The sequence below is a fragment of the Poseidonibacter sp. genome, from assembly GCF_041821165.1.
In the GTDB taxonomy this organism is placed as follows: Bacteria; Campylobacterota; Campylobacteria; order Campylobacterales; family Arcobacteraceae; genus Poseidonibacter.
On sequence record NZ_JBGUES010000164.1, the window covers coordinates 1 to 5297 of the forward strand.

Annotated in this window: 5 protein-coding genes; 4 read left to right on the top strand and 1 reads right to left on the bottom strand. The window is 25.2% G+C overall.

The window, feature by feature from the left end:
- From ACERKK_RS10950 to ACERKK_RS10965, 4 genes are all read left to right on the top strand, one after another.
- Positions 1–921, top strand: a 921-nt coding sequence (locus ACERKK_RS10950) for an ABC-three component system protein (protein WP_373773113.1), incomplete at its 5' end; no start/stop codon positions are given.
- Positions 914–1399 carry an ABC-three component system middle component 2 gene (locus ACERKK_RS10955; protein WP_373773114.1) on the top strand — a complete coding sequence of 162 codons (486 nt, stop codon included), beginning with the start codon at positions 914–916 and terminating at the stop codon, positions 1397–1399. The genes ACERKK_RS10950 and ACERKK_RS10955, both read left to right, overlap by 8 nt.
- The gene (locus ACERKK_RS10960; RefSeq protein WP_373773115.1) at positions 1392–3221 is read left to right on the top strand and encodes an AAA family ATPase; all 1830 of its coding nucleotides are present in this window, start codon (positions 1392–1394) and stop codon (positions 3219–3221) included. The genes ACERKK_RS10955 and ACERKK_RS10960 overlap by 8 nt, the downstream gene beginning before the upstream one ends.
- A gap of 185 nt (positions 3222–3406) precedes the next feature.
- The gene (locus ACERKK_RS10965; RefSeq protein ID WP_373773116.1) at positions 3407–3700 is read left to right on the top strand and encodes a hypothetical protein; all 294 of its coding nucleotides are present in this window, start codon (positions 3407–3409) and stop codon (positions 3698–3700) included.
- Positions 3701–3767: 67 nt separating this feature from the next.
- Here ACERKK_RS10965 and ACERKK_RS10970 read toward each other — a convergent pair.
- Positions 3768–5297, bottom strand: a 1530-nt coding sequence (locus ACERKK_RS10970) for an ATP-binding protein (RefSeq protein WP_373773117.1), incomplete at its 5' end; no start/stop codon positions are given.

Sequence of the window (5297 nt, forward strand, 5' to 3'; positions counted from 1 at the left end):
CATTCAACGGAACAAATTGGAGGGGCTGGCGATATGGGTAGAGATGTTATTGCTTATATTGATAACCCTAAAGATAATCCAACAAATTATGAATGGGATTGTTATCAGTGTAAACATTATAAGAAACCCCTTTCTGCATCTGATATATGGATAGAATTTGGAAAAATAATTTATTATACATTTATAAATAAATTCCCAATACCAAATAATTATTATTTTGTTGCTCCTCAAGGTATTGGTGGTTCTCTTTCAACTTTATTAAAAGATGATGTTAAATTAAAAGAAGCGATAAAAGGTGCTTGGAAAAAATATTGTCAAGATGATATTACAAAAACAAAATCTATACCATTATCCAATAATTTATTAGTGTACTTTAATCAATTTGATTTTTCTATATTTGATAAAATAGTTCCTAAAACTATTGTTCAAGAACATAAAAACCATCCTAATCATTTACCTAGATTTGGAGGAGGATTGCCATCAAGAAAATCTATAGAAATCCCACCAATAGAAACAGATAAAAAACTTAGATACGTGGAACAGCTTATAAAAGCTTATCATTCTGACTCTGAAAATATAATAGAGAAAATCGAACATATTGAAGATAGTAAATATAATGGGCATTTTAAAAGGGCAAGAAAAAGTTTTTATAAAGCTGAGGAATTAAGAGCTTTAACGAGAGATAATTTGACGGAACAAGTATTTAAAGATTTTAAAGAAGATGTCTTAGACTCTGTTATCAGTATAGCTGAAAAAAAATTTGCTAATGGATATGATAAAGTAGAAAAAGTAGAAGATAAAGCTATGGAAGTAATTATTGATTCTAACCCATTAACTGTGGCTTGTAGACCAGCAGATAAAAAAGGTGCTTGTCACCATCTTGTAAATGATAAAGAGATAAGTTGGATTGAAGATGAGTAGTCAAATTAAAGTATTTAATAACGAAATAGAAATTGGATTAAGAATTTTAGTGATAGTAGAATATATTTATCCAAAAAGTTTTGATATTGAAATGATAAATTATTATGATTATTTTATTTTACATACAAAAGATGTTGGTGGAGATGAAAGTCTACATGCTGATGTACCTAATCGTTTTGGTGAATTAGTAGTTAAAAGAGATTTAATTAGAAGTAGTTTGAAACTGTTAATGACAAAAGGTTTAGTTGAAATTCAATATACCGATAATGGTATTAAATATAAAGCTACTGAAAATACAGCACCTTTTTTAGATACGTTAAATGAAGAGTATACTATGCATTTACAAAATAATATTAAATGGGTATATAATAAATTTAAAGACTACACATATGATGATATAAAAATATATGTAGATAAACACAAAGAAAAATGGGGAAGTGAACTCTCATATTGTACAATAGGATTGATAAATGAATAAGTATGGATTTTTTATAAAAAAACTATATATAGAAGGTAGTGGTAAGAAAACGGTAAGTGTTGAGTTTGAAAAAGGTTTAAATGTTATTTATGGACCATCTGACACAGGAAAAACATTAATATACCAATGTATAGATTATATGCTTGGTTCTAGTAAAAGACCCAAGGATATGAGTATTCCTGAGATTAAAGGCTACAGTTTGTGTAAGCTTGAAATAAAATCATTTAATGGAGATGTTTTTTTACTTGAGAGAGCATTAAAGGGTGGTAATATTCAGTTATATGATAAGGATAATAACCTTATTGATATATTGAAAACTAAAAATGATAAAAAGTCAAAAGACAAAACTATTTCTGACTTTCTTTTAAAATTGTGTAATATATCAAGAAAAGACATTCGAAAAAATAAGGATGCTGAAAAACAAAGGCTATATTTTCAAGATATATCAAAATATTTTTTAGTTGATGAAGAAGTAATTATTATAGATAAATCACCAATTTCAATTAAGCCTGACAGAAGTGTTAATATTGCTGCTACTTTTGAAAAAAATGTATTTAAATTTTTACTAACAGGGCAAGATGATAGTGCAATAATTACATTACTAAAAAAAGATGAAGTTGTAAATAAAACTGGAAGAATTCAATTATATGATGAACTAATTGAGCAATTAGAACTTGATTTAAAAGATATAGATTATGAGAAAATAGATGAACAAATTGAAAAGCTAAACGAAGGGATTGAAAGTTTTAGAGAGAGTTATTTAACATCGAGTTTAGAATTTAAAAAGTATGATGGAGAGAAAAAAGAATTATTCAAGAAAATAGGTTTAGATGAAGCTAATTTAATAAATCTAAATGAAATATTAACACGTAGTAATATATTAAAAAAACAATATATAAGTGATATAGAAAGACTTAAAGGGACTATTGAAGCTGGTCAAGGATTAAATTTACTTACTACAACTAATTGTCCTGTATGTACTGGAACAGTAGAAGAAACTGTTGATATTGAAAAGTTAATTACTGCAACAAGTGTTGAAATTCAAAAAACAAGTTTATTACTTAATGAATTAGAAAGTAGTAGTAAAATATATTCATCTGAACAAAATGAACTAAATAAAGTAATAATTCAAGATAAAAAGCATTATGAAGAAGTAATTGTAAAAATTCAAAATCAATTGTCAGGTGTATTAGATGAAATTTCTAAGAAAATAAAAGAATATACAAATAAAAAAGAAGAGTTATCAAAAATAAAAACTCTAAAAGAAAAACTTGATAGTTATACAGTTCAAAAAAATAAAATTGAAGAAATAATCGATGATGATAAAGCATCAAAAAAAACAAGTAATTATGATGAATTAACAGTAGTATTGTTAGATCCAATTATTACAGTAATCAAGAATATTCTAGTTAAAATGAAGTTTGATAATATTGAGAATAAAAATATTGGTTTTTCAGAAGATTTATTAGATTTTTCTATAGGTGAAAAGAATAGAAAATCATTTGGTAAAGGTTATAGAGCAATTTTATATGCAGTATTTATAATTTCATTATTAGAGTATTTTAGAAGTAAAACATACCAAATAGGATTTGCGATGATTGATTCTCCGTTGAATCCATATAAAGAAGATGAAAAAAGAGATGATGGAGTATTGCCTAATAATCTTGGGGAACAATTTTATAGATATTTATATAAGAATATTAAAGAGGAACAAGTAATATTAATAGAAAATACAGAAGTTCCTGATGAATTGAAAAATGAAATTAATTACATAGTTTTTGATAAATCAAATGGGTTTTTACCGAATATTGAACAATTATAAAATGGTGAATGGGCGGAATAGATTTTAATAACTATAATTTTATATTCATTTTATTTTGAATATGGTATCAGATGATAAAAAATGTAAAAAGAGCAATATTCAATAACTAGATATTAACACACTAAACAGAAACAAAGCAGTATAATCCTTTTAAATATAATTACACTATAAATAAAAGGCAAAAAATGGAACTTACTATTAAAACGGCAATTGAAAACAGACAGTTGTTAAGTTTTGAATATAAAAAGAAAAATAGATTAGTAGAACCATATACATTTGGTGAAAATTCATCAGGGAAAGATACATTAAGTGCTTTTCAAATAGAAGATGGTGGTGATGGATCTGCTGATATGTGTTGGCGACAATTTCCAGTTCGTGAAATTAAAAACTTAAAACTATTAGATACAAAATTTGAAGAGCTAAGAGAAGGATATCATCCTGATAATGCAAAAATGAGTTTTATTTATTGGACTGTATAATATAGAATTTTGAAAATGAAGTTTTATAAACCCCATCAAATGATGGGGCATTTTGAAAGGTTTTATTTTAGATTGTATTCATAGGAAAACAAATCACTACTTTTGTACACTTATCAAACTTTTTATTTTCAAATGTATATGATGTATTTTTTATATTGATTTGCCCATGCATACTTTCTGTGATGATTTTATGAGTCATAAAAAGACCAAGACCTGTACCTTGACTTTTATGTTTTGTTGTAAAATAGGGCTCAAAAATTTTATCTAAAATCGCAGGATTTATTCCTCCTGCATTATCTACTATTTCTATTAGGACTCTATTTCTTAGTTTATATGTCTTAATAGCAAGATATCTATTATCCTTATCAATCTCACTTAATGCATCTTTAGCATTGTTTAATACGTTTAATATTGCTTGATTTAGCTCATTTTCATAAGCAAAAAGATGTAGATTTTCTCCTAAGTCTAGTTTTAGATTAATAAAATTATTTACAATTGAGCCTTTTGTAATATTCAAGATTGTATTTATACTATTATTTATATCAAACTCTTTTTTTATTTTGTCACTTTTTAGATAATTTTGGAAATCATCAATAGTTTGAGATAAGAATTTTGTAGTTTCAGTTATTCTATCTAAAGTGCTATTCATCTCTTTTTCATCCATTATTCCAAACTCTTTTTGTAGTTTTATTCCAGATGCAGAAGTAGAAATAAAACTCAAAGGTTGTCGCCATTGATGTGCAATATTTCCTATCATTTCTCCTAAACTTGCCATTTTCGATTGTTGGATTAAAAGATTTTCTTTATCTTTTATTTCACTCATATCAATAATTGAAATAATATTTGATGCATTATTATCAAAGAAAATTTCTTTTGATTTTACTAAAGTAGGGAACTTATTTTCAATCTCTTTTAATCCATTTATTTCATAAGTTTTAGAGTTGTTTTTATTTATTATTTTACTTATTGTTAATCTATTATTATGTTCAAATAGTTCATTGATATTTTTATTTATCATATTATCTTCAATTTTAAAACCAAACATTTTTTTAAATACATTATTACAAAATACAATCTTCTCATCTTTTACAATTACTATACCTTCAATAGTTAAATCAACCAATGTCCTAAAACTTTTTAGAGTATTTTCAAGCTCATATTTCGTATGTTTTAAACTTCTTTGATATCTTATTAACTCTCTATTTTTATATAAAATAAATAAAATCACAAGCAATAATGGAATTATAAATTTTAAATAAGCAAGATAATCAATCTCTTTTTCAAAATCAATTTTTGCCCATTTACTATAAATAGTCTCTTTTTCTTCTGCACTTAATTCTGCTAAAACTTTATTTATAATAGATTGTAAAAGAGGATAGTCATCTCTTATCATTACTTGTAGATTAAAATCCAATCCAGTATTTCCAGATATTTTAATATCACTATATGCATACTTTTTGATATTATGAACCAAAACAGGCATATTATCAACTAATGCATAAATTTCATTATTTGATAAAAGTTGTAAACCTTCTTTTATATCTTTTATAAATACAAACTCAATTCTAGGGTATAGCTTTTCTAGCATTTTATGTGC